Source organism: Streptomyces sp. NPDC032940 (assembly GCF_040636935.1).
Classification (GTDB): Bacteria; Actinomycetota; Actinomycetes; order Streptomycetales; family Streptomycetaceae; genus Streptomyces.
In genome coordinates this window covers 111354-123614 of the sequence record NZ_JBEZVJ010000022.1, presented here as the reverse complement: position 1 = coordinate 123614, position 12261 = coordinate 111354, and the positions used below count along the sequence as shown (strand labels likewise).

Genomic DNA, 12261 nt, shown 5'->3' with positions numbered 1-12261 from the left:
CGGACGTCCGCATGATGAAATCCGGCGGCGGACGACAGCGTGATTCTCGCCACCTCTGATAGAGGCGGCGCTCGTGAGCACGTCCGGACGCCACCGGCATGAGCGGGTGAGGATTCGGCCGGGCGGTCAGGCCGCGACCGGGACGGGCTCCGCGTCCTGCTTCGACGGCTCCGGCTCGTCCAGCGGCGAGCTGTGCGCCTCGTCGTACGCCTTGCGGTCGAGCAGCCCCTCGCGGGCGGAGACGATGACCGGAACCAGCGCCTGGCCTGCGACGTTCGTCGCGGTGCGCATCATGTCCAGGATCGGGTCGATGGCGAGGAGGAGGCCGACGCCCTCCATGGGCAGGCCCAGCGTCGACAGGGTCAGCGTCAGCATGACCGTGGCGCCGGTGAGGCCGGCCGTGGCGGCGGAGCCGACCACCGACACGAAGGCGATCAGCAGGTAGTCGCCGACACCGAGGTCGATGCCGAAGATCTGCGCGACGAAGATCGCGGCGATCGCCGGGTAGATCGCGGCGCAGCCGTCCATCTTGGTGGTCGCGCCGAACGGCACGGCGAAGGACGCGTACTCCTTCGGCACGCCGAGGCGCTCGGTGACCTTCTGGGTCAGCGGCATGGTGCCCACGGAGGACCGGGAGACGAAGGCCAGCTGGATGGCGGGCCAGGCGCCCTTGAAGAACTGGAGCGGGCTGGCCTTGGCGACGGTGGCGAGCAGCACCGGGTAGACCACGAACAGGACGATCGCGCAGCCGACGTAGATGTCGGCGGTGAAGGTCGCGTACTTGCCGATCAGGTCCCAGCCGTAGGTGGCGATGGCGCGGCCGATGAGGCCGACGGTGCCGAGCGGGGCCAGGCGGATGACCCACCACAGGGCCTTCTGGAGGAGTTCGAGGATCGACTCGCTCAGGTTCAGGATCGGCTGGGCCTTCTCGCCGAGCTGGAGCGCGGCGATACCGGCGACGGCGGCCATGAAGACGATCTGGAGCACGTTCAGTTCGGTGAACGGTGTGATGACGTCGGTCGGCACGATGCCGGTCAGGAAGTCGATCCACGAGCCGGTGTGCTCGGGCTTGGCGCCGTCGGCCGGGGTGAGGCCGGTGCCGGCGCCGGGGTTGGTGACCAGACCGATGACGAGGCCGATGGCCACCGCGATCAGGGAGGTGATCATGAACCAGAGGAGGGTGCGCGACGCGAGGCGGGCCGCGTTGTTGACCTTCCGCAGGTTGGTGATCGAGACGAGGATCGCGAAGAAGACGAGCGGGGCGACGGCCAGCTTCAGCAGGCCGATGAAGGTGCCGCCGATCTTGTCCAGGGTGGTGACCAGCCAGGAGACGTCCTGGCTGCGGGCCAGCCAGCCCAGCAGGACGCCGAGCACGAGGCCGGCGATTATCTGGGCCCAGAAGGGCACCTTGAAGGACTTGGTGAGGGAAGACACGGACAGGCTCCGTAGGGGGACGGGACGCGGGGACGGACGCGCGGTGCTGACGTGGGGAACGACGGAAGGAGAAGGGACGTCAGGGGCGACAGTTCGCGGACGCGCACCGACAGAGGTCCACGTGCAGGCGCGCGACGAGCCCGAGGCTCGGCGGTGTGGCGGGCGCGGCTGCTGGCTTCATGCGTACGACTTTAACACTTATGCTTTGAGACCCCCAAAGCCTGGCTTTGAGAGGCTGGAGTGGACTACTGCCCGTAAAACCCAAAGCGCCCCGGTTTCCTGTGATTCGGAGACCGGGGCGCTCGGGAATGTGACGCTGGTTACGAGGCCTGGCCCTGCGTGCGGGCGGCGTCGTCGGCGAGATCCTCCTGGCCGCGGCTGGCCTCCAGGTTGGCCTTCATGCGGTCCACCCGCTGCACGACCTGCACGGAGGCGCGGTCCCGCTCCTTGCGCAGCACCACGAAGCTGATGGGGGCGGAGAGGACCAGGGACAGCAGGACGATCCACATGCCGTTGGAGTCGCCGAGGCCGCGCGGGAACACACCGGCGTAGACGAGGCCCCAGACGGCCACGAGGCAGCCCGCGAAGATCCCGAGGCGCATCAGCGTGTAGCGGAGCATCTCAATCCACTCTTCCGTTTGGGGGAGGCCAGAACGTACCCAAAAGGGCACCGTCCAGTGAAGCACGCCGGAGCCCGCCCGCCACAGCCGGGGTCCCGCGCTCAGGCCAGCGGCAGCAGCAGCGTGATGTCGTCCCGGTCGTCGCCCGGCGCCACCCGGATCGCGCCGGGCACCCGGCCGACCTCCTTGTAGCCGCAGGACGCGTAGAACCGCTCGAGGCCGAGTCCGCCCCGGCAGGTGAGCCGGATCGCCTCGATGCCGTCGAGGCCGCGGGCGGCGGCCGCGGCGGCGGCCATCAGGTCCCGGCCGTAGCCCCGGCCCTGGTGGCGGGGGTGGACCATCACCGTGTAGAGCCACAGCCAGTGGCCCATCAGCCGGTGGGTGTTGAGGGCGAGGAACGCGGTGGCGGCCACCCGTCCCTCCTCGTCGTGGCCGACGAGCAGCCGGGTGCGGCCCTCGGCCATCGCCGCCATGTGCTTGACCAGCTCGGGCCGTATGTCCTCCCGGCTCACCGGCGGGACGAAGCCGACGGAGCCGCCGGCGTTGGACACGTCGGTCCACAGATCGAGCACGCCGTCGCGCAGCTCGGGGGTCAGGGCGGGGTCGAGCGTGAAGGTAAGAGGCACGCATGCATATTACCTATTACGACAGGGCCCGTGCCGCCACCTCCAGATCGGCGACCAGGCCCCGGTAGGCGCCCTCCCTGTCGTCCGCCCGCAGCACCGCGGAGGGGTGCACCGTGGGCACCAGCATCTCGGGGCGCCCGTGGATCTCCTCCTCCAGCACGGTGCCGCGCACCTGCGTGACCCGGAACGACGAGCCGAGCAGCGCCTTGCCGGCGGTGGCGCCCAGCACGACGATCAGCTCGGGCTCCACCAGGGCCAGCTCGGCCGCCAGCCACGGCCCGCACGCCGCCGACTCGCGCAGGGTGGGCTCCTTGTGGATACGGCGCTTGCGGGGCTCGGCCTGCGTGAACTTGAAGTGCTTGACGGCGTTGGTGACGTACGCGTCCGCCGGGTCGATGCCGGCGTCGGCCAGCGCCCGGTCGAGGAGCTTGCCGGCGGGGCCGACGAAGGGCTTGCCCCGGCGGTCCTCCTGGTCGCCGGGCTGCTCGCCGACGAGCATGACGCGAGCGGACGCCTTGCCGGCGCCGAACACGGTCTGGGTGGCGGCCCTGTGCAGGGGGCAGCCGCGGCAGTCGGCGGCGGCTTCGCGGAGGGCGGTGAGACTGCGGCCGCGTTTCGGGACGAAGGGTTGTGCGGTGTAGTCGTCCTCGGGGGTCATGGGGTTGCGGGTACCCGCCGGGGGCGGTTCGGATCCGACGCCGGGTGCGGGTGGTCCGTGGCTGATCGCGCAGTTCCCGTCCGGTGGACGTGCCCCGAAGGGGCGCGGGGAACTGCGCGATCAACCACGCGCTGCCCGTACCCGGCGTCGGATCCGCACCGCCCGCTTCAGACCCGCATCGGCTGCGGCGACTCCCGGCGCGCCGGGTCGGGACCCTCGAACTCGCGGATGATCTCGTACCGCGTGTTCCGCTCCACCGGCCGGAAGCCCGCGTCGCGGATCAGGTCCAGCAGATCCTCGCGCGTCAGCTTGTTCGGGGTGCCGAAGTCGTCCGCGTCGTGCGTGATCTTGTACTCGACGACCGACCCGTCCATGTCGTCCGCGCCGTGCTGGAGCGCCAGCTGCGCCGTCTGGACGCCGTGCATGACCCAGAAGACCTTGACGTGCGGGACGTTGTCGAACAGCAGCCGCGACACCGCGAAGGTCTTCAACGCCTCCGCGCCGGTCGCCATCTGCGTCCGCGCCTGGAGCCGGTTCCTGACCTTGCCGTCCTTCATGTCCACGAAGTCGTGCTGGTAGCGCAGCGGGATGAAGACCTGGAAGCCGTTCGTCTCGTCCTGGAGCTCGCGCAGCCGCAGCACGTGGTCCACGCGGTGGCGCGGCTCCTCGATGTGGCCGTAGAGCATGGTGCACGGGGTCTTGAGCCCCTTCTCGTGCGCCAGTCGGTGGATGCGCGACCAGTCCTCCCAGTGGGTGCGGTGGTCGACGATGTGCTGCCGCACCTCCCAGTCGAAGATCTCGGCGCCGCCGCCGGTCAGCGACTCCAGACCGGCGTCGATCAGCTCGTCCAGGATGTCGGAGGCCGACATCCCGGAGATGGTCTCGAAGTGGTGGATCTCCGTGGCCGTGAACGCCTTCAGCGACACGTTCGGCAGCGCGGCCTTCAGCTCGCGCAGCGAGCGCGGGTAGTAGCGCCACGGCAGGTTCGGGTGGAGGCCGTTGACGATGTGCAGCTCGGTGAGGTTCTCGCTCTCCATCTCCTTGGCGAGCTTCACCGCCTCCTCGATGCGCATCGTGTACGCGTCCTTCTCCCCCGGCTTGCGCTGGAAGGAGCAGTAGGCGCAGGAGGCCGTGCACACGTTGGTCATGTTGAGGTGCCGGTTGACGTTGAAGTGGACGACGTCGCCGTTCTTCCGCGTCCGCACCTCGTGCGCGAGGCCGCCGAGCCAGGCGAGGTCGTCCGACTCGTACAGCGCGATGCCGTCCTCGCGGGTCAGCCGCTCACCGGAGCGGACCTTCTGCTCCAGCTCCCGCTTGAGCCCGGCGTCCATGCGATACCTCTTTCTCCGACAGGGTCCGTCAGACCCCGTAAACCGTACGCCCCGCGCCCTACACTTCTTCGGGCAGCTCGCCCACCCGGTTCTCCCACTTGGTGGAGAGCACGATGGTGGTACGGGTCCGGGAGACGCCCTTCGTGCCGGACAGCCGGCGGATGATGCTCTCCAGGCCGTCCACGTCGGCCGCGCGCACCTTGAGCATGTAGGAGTCGTCGCCGGCGATGAACCAGCAGTCCTCGATCTCCCGCAGGTCCCGCAGCCGCTGCGCGACGTCCTCGTGGTCGGCGGCGTCGGAGAGCGAGACGCCGACCAGGGCGGTGACGCCGAGGCCCAGCGAGGCCGAGTCGACGGTGGCCCGGTAGCCGGTGATGACACCGGCCGCCTCCAGCCGGTTGATGCGGTCGGTGACGCTGGGTCCCGACAGTCCGACGAGGCGTCCCAGCTCCGCGTAGGAGGCCCGGCCGTTCTCCCTCAGGGCCTGGATGAGCTGCCTGTCCACCGCGTCCATGCGATCGAAGCCTTCCGCTGAAGAGGTCTGAAGATACGTGTGGGGGGAGATGGTGCTCGGGGTGTGGTTCGTGGGTCCGTCGCTCGTGGGTCCGTCGTGGGCGTGCTCGGGTCAACCGGTGGTGCTGCGCGACCCTCCGCCCAGCTCGCCGCGCCAGCGGCGGTACAGGCCGTGCTCGACGCCCGCCGCGTCGAGGACGCGTCCGGCGACGAAGTCGACCAGGTCCTGGATGTGCGTGGCCCCCGCGTAGAAGGCCGGGGACGCGGGCACCACGACCGCGCCGGCGTCGTCCAGGGTCACCAGGTTCCGCAGGGTCCGGCCGTCCAGCGGGGTCTCCCGCACGGCCACGACCAGCTTGCGCCCTTCCTTCAGGGTCACGCTCGCCGACCGCTGCAGCAGGTCCTTGGACAGCCCCAACGCGACCCCGGCCACGCAGTCCGTGGACGCGGGCACGATCAGCATGCCCTTGGCGGGGTACGACCCCGAGGACGGCCCGGCCGCGAGGTCGCCCGCGCTCCAGTGCCGCACCCGGTCGCCGTCGAGGCCGACGTCGAAGGTGCCCGGCTTGCCGTCGGCTCCGCGGGCCAGCCACTCGCGCAGGTCCTGCTGCCAGTGGGCGTCGCGGAAGGAGAGGCCGGTCTCGTCGAGCAGGGTGAGCCGCGAGGCCCGGCTGACCACCAGGTCGACGCTCTCGCCGGCCGCGAGCAGCGCCCGCAGCACGGACGCCGCGTACGGCGTACCGGACGCTCCCGACACCCCCACGATCCAAGGCGTGCGCTGCGTCTGTCCTGGCTTCATGATGTCGAGCCTAGCCGCAGGCTCCGAGTATTCAGACGGTGAGGCCCCGAACCAGCAGATCGAGCAGCGCGCACACGAAGAGTGCGATGCCGATGAAGCCGTTGACGCTGAAGAACGCCCTGTTCAGGCGGGACAGGTCGTGCGGGCGGACGATCGTGTGCTCGTAGACGAAGGCGCCCGCGACGACGACCAGGCCGAGCCAGAAGAAGGCGCCGGCGCCGGTGGCGACGGCGTACCAGGCGAACAGGCCGGTGGTGACGGTGTGGCAGGCGCGGGCGCCCCAGATGGCCGCGGGGACGCCGAAGCGGGCCGGGACCGACTTCACGCCGACCTGCCGGTCGGTCTCGACGTCCTGGCAGGCGTAGATCAGGTCGAAGCCGCCGATCCAGATGCCGACCGCGAGGCCGAGGATCACCGCGTCCCAGGACCAGCTCCCGCTGATCGCCAGCCAGCCGCCGACGGGGCCCATGGCCTGGGCGAGGCCGAGGATGGCCTGCGGGAAGTTCGTGAACCGCTTGCCGTACGGATAGACCACCATCGGGACGACGGCGACGGGTGCGAGGGCCAGGCACAGCGGGTTGAGCAGGGCCGCCGCGCCGAGGAAGACGACGAGGGCGACGAGCGCGCCGGTCCAGGCGTGCCGGACCGACATCGCCCCGGTGACCAGCTCGCGGTGGGCGGTGCGCGGGTTACGGGCGTCGATCTCGCGGTCGATGATCCGGTTGACCGCCATCGCGAAGGTGCGCAGGCCGACCATGGCGACCGTGACCAGGAGCAGCCGGCCCCAGTGGATGTTCCTGTCCCACTCGTACATCGCGGTGAGGGAGGCGATGTAGGCGAAGGGCAGCGCGAAGACCGAGTGCTCGATCATCACGAGGCGCAGGAACGCCGGAACACCCCCGCGTCGGCGGGGACCATGCTTCGCGCTGCCCTCGCCAAGAATGGCCTCGCTGCTCACAGTCCGTATTCCTTCCAACGCCTTGTCACTCGATCGTGTGTTTCCGGGTCGGACAGCACCATGTCCGGCCAGCCCCCGTCCCGTGTGTACCCCTCCTCGGGCAGCTTCTTCGTCGCGTCGATGCCCGCCTTGCCTCCCCAGAACTGCTGGTAGGAGGCGTGGTCGAGATGGTCGACCGGGCCTTCGACGACGGTGAGGTCGCGGGCGTAGTCGGTGTTGCCGAGCGCGCGCCAGGCGACCTCGTGCAGGTCGTGGACGTCGCAGTCGGAGTCGACGACCACGATCAGCTTGGTCAGGGACATCATGTGCGCACCCCAGATGGCGTGCATCACCTTCTGGGCGTGTTTGGGGTACTTCTTGTCGATCGAGACGATCGCACAGTTGTGGAAGCCGCCGGCCTCGGGGAGGTGGTAGTCCACGATGTCCGGGACGATGATCTTGAGGAGCGGGAGGAAGAAGCGCTCCGTCGCGCGGCCGAGCGGGCCGTCCTCCGTCGGGGGCCGCCCGACCACGATCGACTGGAGCAGCGGGCGCTTGCGCATCGTCACGCAGTCGATCGTCAGGGCCGGGAAGGGCTCCTGCGGGGTGTAGAAGCCGGTGTGGTCGCCGAAGGGGCCCTCGGGCAGCATCTCGCCGGGCTCCAGCCAGCCTTCGAGGACGACCTCGGCATGGGCCGGGACCTGGAGCGGCACGGTCTTGCAGTCGACCATCTCGATCCGCTTGCCCTGCACGAAGCCCGCGAAGAGGTACTCGTCGATGTCGCCGGGCAGTGGTGCGGTGGATGCGTAGGTGACGGCGGGCGGGCAGCCGAAGGCGATGGCGACGGGCAGGCGCTCGCCGCGCCGGGCGGCGACCTGGTAGTGGTTCCGGCTGTCCTTGTGGATCTGCCAGTGCATGCCGATGGTGCGCTTGTCGTGGCGCTGGAGCCGGTACAGGCCCAGGTTCCGGATGCCGGTCTCCGGGTCCTTGGTGTGGGTGAGGCCCAGGTTGAAGAAGGAGCCGCCGTCGTCCGGCCAGGTGAAGAGGGCGGGGAGCCGGTCGAGGTCCACGTCGTCGCCGGTGAGGACGACCTCCTGGACGGGCGCGCTGCCCGGCTTCACCTTCTTCGGCGGCACGTGCGTCATCGTGCCGAGCTTGCCGAAGGCCTCCCGCATGCCGACGAAGCCCTGCGGCAGCTCGGGCTTCAGCAGTCCGCCGATCTTGTCGGAGATGTCGCCGTACGACTTCAGGCCGAGGGCCTTGAGCAGGCGCCGGTCGGTCCCGAAGACGTTCATGGCCAGCGGCATCGCCGAGCCCTTCACGTTCTCGAAGAGCAGGGCGGGACCGCCGGCCTTGTTCACCCGGTCGACGATCTCCCCGACCTCCAGGTACGGATCCACCTCGGCCTTGATGCGCTTGAGGTCGCCCTCGCGCTCCAGCGCCCTGAGCAGGGAGCGAAGATCGTCGTAAGCCATGCGGTCCAGTATCCCCGAGCGGCTACCCTGGCCCTGTACCTGGGGGCCGTGACGCGTCCCCGCCCACCGCTTGAGCTGGAGAGGCCCCATGCTCCGGGTGCTGATGTTCCTCGTGCCACTGGCGTTGAGCGTGTACGCGTTCATCGACTGCATCAGCACGAAGGACGAGGACATCCGCCACATGCCCAAGCCGCTGTGGGCGATCCTCGTGCTGCTGTTCCCGCTGGTCGGCTCGATCTCCTGGATCATCGCGGGCAAGAAGCGCCAGCCGGTCGGCACCGCGCCCCGGCAGGGCGGGGGCCGCGGGCAGTGGGTGGCGCCGGACGACAACCCCGACTTCCTGAAGTCCCTCGGCGAGGACCGGGACAAGGGCACGGACCGCGACCGGGACAAGGGCACGGACCGGGACCGGGACACGGACCGGGACGACGACCCGCGGGGCGACTGAACCGCCCCTCGCTCAGATCCTGCTCCAGCGCTGGGCGGCGGAGCCGTCGCAGGTCTCGTTGGTCACTCCGCTGCCGCTGAACGAGCCCATGGCGAGACAGCCCCCCGTGGCGGCGTTGCGGATCGTGCCGCCCGAGCCCTGGCGCCACTCCTGGCCGGAGGTGCCGCCGCAGGTGTACGCGAGGACGGGGCTCTTGAGCTGTGAGGCGTAGAGACACTGGCCCGAGAAGCCGCTGACGATCCGGACCGTGCCGCCCGGCATGGACTGGAAGGACCAGGAGGCGGCGTCACCGGAGCAGGCGCCGTCGTAGGGGCTGTAGTAGTAGTTGGCGGTCAGGCACTTGCCGTTGGCGGCGTTCTTCAGCATGAAGCTGCCCGTGGAGGGCGTGCCGCCACCGGACCCGGACGAGCCGCCCGAGGAGCCGTCGCCGGACGACCCGGACCCGCCGGACGCCGCCGACCCGCCCGACCCGCCCGCCTGTGCCGGGCCGCCCGGTCCGCCGCCGGAGTCTCCCGCGGCGCCGGTGCCCCCCGGCCCCGTGCCGGAGGCCGATCCGTCGTCGCCCCGGGCCGCCGTGCCGTCCTTCTCCCCTTCCCGCTTCCCGTCGTCCTTCCGCGCCTTCTCCTTGCCGGACGACGGAGAGGGCGAGGGCGAGGACGACCGGCCCGGCGTCGCGTCCGGCCCCGCGGTCGTCGGGGCCGCGGGGCCGGAGGCGGCCGGCGACCGCGTGCCGTCCGCGTGGGCGCCGGAGTCGGAGGTGTGCGGCAGGAGCTGGACGGTGAGGGTCGTCCCGACGACCAGCACGACGGGGACGGCGGCGAGGACGAACCGCGTACGGCGCCGCCGCTCGGGTGCGGGCCGGCCGGACGGGGGCCGGCCGTCGGTGGTGACGACGGGCACGGCACCGGACGAGGCGGGGCCCGGCTCGGGCTCGGGTTCGGCCGCGGTCGCGGGCAGGTCCTTCTCGTCCGGGACCCGCGCGGCGAAGGCCGCGCGCTCGGCGAGCTGCTCCGTGACGGCCTCGGGCCACAGCGGCGGCCGGAACGGGCCGTGCGCCTCCGCCCGTTCGACGAGTTCGGCGGCGGTGGGACGGCCCTCGTAGTCCTTGTCCAGGCAGGCGGCGACGACGTCGGCGAGGTCCGCGTCGATCTCGCGCACGGCGTCGAGGTCGGGCTCCTCGTGCACGACGCGGTAGAGCACGGCATGGCCGGACTCGTCACCGAAGGGCGGCCTGCCGGTCGCCGCGTACGCCAGCACCGAGCCGAGCGCGAAGACGTCGACGGCGCCGGTGGACCCCCGGGAGCCCGAGGCCTGTTCGGGCGACATGTAGGCCGGGGTGCCGACGACCATGCCGGTGCGGGTGAGGCGGCTCTGCTCGGCGGCGCGGGCCACACCGAAGTCGATGAGGGTGAGGCCGTCGAGGGTGAGCATCACGTTGGACGGCTTGAGGTCCCGGTGCACCATGTCCAGCGCGTGCACCGCGGCGAGCCCGGCGGCGGCCTCCCGCAGCAGCAGCCACAGCGCCTCGGCCGGCAGGGGGCCGCCGTGCACGTCGAGGGCCTCGGCCAGGGTGAGCCCGGGGACGTAGGCGGTGGCGAACCACGGGGGCCGGGCGGCGCGGTCGCCCGTCAGGAGCGGGGCGGTGGCCTTCTCCGGTAAGCGGGCGAGGTTGTCGAGTTCGTGGCCGAAGCGACGCAGGAAGCCCTCGTCCTCGGCGACGATCGACGGCAGGAGCTGCTTGACGGCGGCGAACCGCCGCTCGTGGACGCCCAGATAGACCCGGCCCATGCCGCCGGCTCCGAGCCGGCCGAGCAACGGGATCGGTCCGATCCGCCGCGGGTCCCCGTCCTCCAGTGGCACGGCCCCGCTGCCCGCGAGGCCGAACCCGGCTTCCCCGTTCACACTCTCCCCGTTCAACGACCGGTCCGGCCGGGCCCGTTGCCCGTACGTTCCCCCCCGGGTCGTACGGACGGACACGGGCCCGGCCAGGCGGACAGTCTGTCACCATCCTGCCCCGGATTGAAAGTTACTTCTAGAAAGCTGTTTCAACTCCGTGCATACGAGCCGAGTCCGACCAGGCAGTACACGTACTCGTTGATGGCCGCTCCGTTGAGGGTGTAGCGGTAGGAGAACGCGTACTCGGTGCGGGGGTTGTCGTCGCACGCGCTCATGTCGGACGTCATGGGGAAGGTCTGGATCACCTGGTAGTGGGCGTCCGATGCCGAGCAGTCGACCTCCTCGACGTCGTCGACCTCCTGCGCGGTCGTGGAGTCCGGCAGCGTCCCGTTGAGGCAGGTGCCCGACTCGTAGGGGTCGGGCGCCTCGCTCTCGGGCGCGTAGGGGTCCTCATACGAATCCTCGTACGGGTCCTCGTACGGGTCCTCGTACGGGTCCTCCGTGGACGGATCCTCTTCCTCCGGTTCTTCGTCGGCCGTGTCCTCGGTGTACGGGTCCTCCGTGTACGGGTCCTCGCCGTAGGGGTCTTCGGTGTACGGATCCTCGGTGGCGGTCTCGTAGGACGACGACCCGGACCCGGTGGACGACGCGTCGTCGCCCTCGCATCCGGCGGCCGGCAGTACTAACAGCGCGACCACGGCGGCGGCCGCCGCGCCCCTGGCCCGGGCGGTGCGGCGCGACCTGAGAACGGTGGGGATCCCTGATCCTGATCCAGACATGCGCACAGTGTGCTCGCGCCTTCTCCGTACCGGAGTCTTTTTCTAGAAAGCTGCTCTAGAATTTCACAGACGGAGGCCCAGCCGGAACGTTGCTTTACCCTGGTCCTCACGGTCCCAGCAGAGAACGGTCGCCCCATGAGCCCCAAGCAACAACGAGGTGAGGCCACTGTCGAACTGCTCCTGGACACCGCTCTGCGCCTGTACGGCGAAGAGGGGGAGCAGGGTCTGACCGTCAACGCGGTGACCAGGGCCAGCGGTGTGAGCCTGGGCAGCCTCTACCACCACTTCGGGAGCATCGACGGCCTCGTCAACGCGCTGCTGGTGCGGTGGCTGGAGCGGCTGCTGGGCGAGATGCTCACCGCGCTGGAGCGCTCCCGCACCGCCCGGACCGGCGTCCGCGCCCTGGTGCGCGCCTACCTGTCCTTCGTCCGGGACCACCCGGAGGCGGGCCGGCTCCTGCACTCGTCCCGCGCCGACCGTCTCGGCATGGCCCAGGCCAAGCAGCTCCGTGACGCCCAGGAGGCCAGGCTGACACCCCTGGCGGGCTGGCTCCAGCGGTACGTGGACAAGGGGGAGATCGCGCCGCTCTCCCCGCCCCTGCTCGAGTCCCTCGTCCTCGGCCCCGTCATCGGCGCGTCCCGCCGCTGGCTGACCCTCGGCGACATCGACCTTGACGAGGCCGCACGCGTCCTGCCGGAGCGGATCTGGCGGACGGTGAGCGCGGACGGGAGCTGACCGGGCCCGG

At 70.7% G+C, this 12261-nt stretch carries 14 protein-coding genes; 2 read left to right on the top strand and 12 right to left on the bottom strand.

The window, feature by feature from the left end; genetic code table 11:
* Positions 1-126 precede the first annotated feature (126 nt).
* The 10 genes from AB0E77_RS24495 to AB0E77_RS24450 all read right to left on the bottom strand — a co-directional run bounded on the left by AB0E77_RS24495 (position 127) and on the right by AB0E77_RS24450 (position 8393).
* On the bottom strand, positions 127-1440 hold the full coding sequence (locus AB0E77_RS24495; RefSeq protein WP_361573990.1) for a dicarboxylate/amino acid:cation symporter: 1314 nt from the start codon (positions 1438-1440) through the stop codon (positions 127-129).
* A 73-nt stretch (positions 1441-1513) separates the two neighbouring features.
* Positions 1514-1615 carry a putative leader peptide gene (locus AB0E77_RS24490; protein WP_318213912.1) on the bottom strand — a complete coding sequence of 34 codons (102 nt, stop codon included), beginning with the start codon at positions 1613-1615 and terminating at the stop codon, positions 1514-1516.
* A gap of 139 nt (positions 1616-1754) precedes the next feature.
* Positions 1755-2054 (bottom strand): DUF4229 domain-containing protein, encoded by a 300-nt coding sequence (locus AB0E77_RS24485; protein ID WP_361573977.1) that lies wholly within the window; start codon positions 2052-2054, stop codon positions 1755-1757.
* 101 nt (positions 2055-2155) lie between these two features.
* Complete coding sequence (locus AB0E77_RS24480) at positions 2156-2680, bottom strand: GNAT family N-acetyltransferase (protein ID WP_361573975.1); 525 nt, start codon at positions 2678-2680, stop codon at positions 2156-2158.
* Between the two features lie 16 nt (positions 2681-2696).
* Entirely contained in the window at positions 2697-3338 is a 642-nt protein-coding gene (locus AB0E77_RS24475) for a UdgX family uracil-DNA binding protein (RefSeq protein WP_361573973.1), read from the bottom strand.
* A 167-nt stretch (positions 3339-3505) separates the two neighbouring features.
* Positions 3506-4669 carry an aminofutalosine synthase MqnE gene (mqnE, locus tag AB0E77_RS24470; RefSeq protein ID WP_361573971.1) on the bottom strand — a complete coding sequence of 388 codons (1164 nt, stop codon included), beginning with the start codon at positions 4667-4669 and terminating at the stop codon, positions 3506-3508.
* 58 nt (positions 4670-4727) lie between these two features.
* Complete coding sequence (locus AB0E77_RS24465; RefSeq protein WP_361573969.1) at positions 4728-5183, bottom strand: Lrp/AsnC family transcriptional regulator; 456 nt, start codon at positions 5181-5183, stop codon at positions 4728-4730.
* 111 nt (positions 5184-5294) lie between these two features.
* Positions 5295-5981, bottom strand: a complete 687-nt coding sequence (locus AB0E77_RS24460) for a UbiX family flavin prenyltransferase (RefSeq protein WP_361573967.1) — start codon at positions 5979-5981, stop codon at positions 5295-5297.
* Positions 5982-6012: 31 nt separating this feature from the next.
* Positions 6013-6924 (bottom strand): menaquinone biosynthesis prenyltransferase MqnP, encoded by a 912-nt coding sequence (gene mqnP / locus AB0E77_RS24455; RefSeq protein WP_361573988.1) that lies wholly within the window; start codon positions 6922-6924, stop codon positions 6013-6015.
* Between the two features lie 11 nt (positions 6925-6935).
* Positions 6936-8393: a menaquinone biosynthesis decarboxylase gene (locus AB0E77_RS24450; protein WP_361573965.1), complete on the bottom strand. Its 1458-nt coding sequence runs from the start codon at positions 8391-8393 to the stop codon at positions 6936-6938.
* A gap of 88 nt (positions 8394-8481) precedes the next feature.
* Here AB0E77_RS24450 and AB0E77_RS24445 point away from each other — a divergent pair, with 88 nt between their 5' ends.
* Positions 8482-8841 (top strand): PLD nuclease N-terminal domain-containing protein, encoded by a 360-nt coding sequence (locus AB0E77_RS24445; protein ID WP_361573963.1) that lies wholly within the window; start codon positions 8482-8484, stop codon positions 8839-8841.
* 12 nt (positions 8842-8853) lie between these two features.
* Here AB0E77_RS24445 and AB0E77_RS24440 read toward each other — a convergent pair whose 3' ends face one another.
* Positions 8854-10743, bottom strand: coding sequence for a protein kinase (locus AB0E77_RS24440; RefSeq protein ID WP_361573961.1), 1890 nt, complete (start codon positions 10741-10743; stop codon positions 8854-8856).
* A gap of 143 nt (positions 10744-10886) precedes the next feature.
* Positions 10887-11516, bottom strand: a complete 630-nt coding sequence (locus AB0E77_RS24435) for a hypothetical protein (protein ID WP_361573960.1) — start codon at positions 11514-11516, stop codon at positions 10887-10889.
* A 135-nt stretch (positions 11517-11651) separates the two neighbouring features.
* Here AB0E77_RS24435 and AB0E77_RS24430 point away from each other — a divergent pair, with 135 nt between their 5' ends.
* A complete protein-coding gene (locus AB0E77_RS24430) occupies positions 11652-12251 on the top strand; it encodes a TetR/AcrR family transcriptional regulator (protein ID WP_361573958.1) in 600 nt (199 codons plus the stop codon).
* Positions 12252-12261 lie beyond the last annotated feature (10 nt).